The 619-nt window shown below is 43.9% G+C and carries 2 protein-coding genes and 1 pseudogene; all 3 read left to right on the top strand.

What is annotated here, in order from left to right:
- Positions 1-147: DUF4651 domain-containing protein (locus ACLOR3_RS10095; RefSeq protein WP_412037210.1), on the top strand; the 147-nt coding region annotated here is incomplete at its 5' end.
- Complete coding sequence (locus ACLOR3_RS10090) at positions 144-461, top strand: thioredoxin family protein (protein WP_129270343.1); 318 nt, start codon at positions 144-146, stop codon at positions 459-461. The genes ACLOR3_RS10095 and ACLOR3_RS10090, both read left to right, overlap by 4 nt.
- A 14-nt stretch (positions 462-475) precedes the next feature.
- Positions 476-619 (top strand): annotated as a pseudogene (locus tag ACLOR3_RS10085) (YtpR family tRNA-binding protein); the annotation flags it as partial.

The raw sequence follows: 619 nt of genomic DNA, 5'->3' as shown, positions 1-619 counted from the left end.
AATATGGGGAAGATTGCGACCCTTTATGTGGAGCTCTATGAATCAAGCGAAGAGCGTCTGGTAGGAGGGATCATTTTTGAAGATGAGCGCCACTATCGCTTTGTCTATGAAGAGGGCCTCCTTCACTATGAAGAGGAAAAACTATGATCATTCCACAGTCTTTAGAGGAGTTAGCTAGCTACGTCAAGCAAGAAGGAAAGAAGGTTTTCTTCTTTTCAGCGGATTGGTGTGGTGATTGTCGGTATATCCAGCCCTTTTTGCCAGAGATTGAAGCGGAAAACCCTGAATTTACCTTCATTTTGGTCGACAGAGACCAGTATCTAGACCTGGCTAAGCTTTGGGATATCTATGGTATTCCGAGTTTAGTGGTCCTAGACAAGGATCGGGAACTGGGTCGTTTCGTCAATCGTGATCGCAAAACCAAGGCTCAGATTTCAGAATTTTTAGCAGGATTGAAGTAGGAGAAAGAGAAAGAATGATTGTAACCTATAATAAAGAACAAGTCGGCGATGTCTTAATGATTACCTTGAAAAACAGTGGGGATGCCAAGTTAGCAGTAGAGCGCAAAGGCAAAGTAGCTCGTGTCTACCGTGAAGACAAGCAAGAAACCGTAGCCTGG

Source organism: Streptococcus intestinihominis (genome assembly GCF_046824975.1).
In the GTDB taxonomy this organism is placed as follows: domain Bacteria; phylum Bacillota; class Bacilli; order Lactobacillales; family Streptococcaceae; genus Streptococcus.
This window is presented reverse-complemented; position numbering and strand designations above follow the sequence as displayed.

Excerpts from the sequence above, each read along its gene's own strand:
- ACLOR3_RS10090 (WP_129270343.1), top strand. The coding sequence starts at position 144 with ATGATCATTCCACAGTCTTTAGAGGAGTTAGCTAGCTACGTCAAGCAA.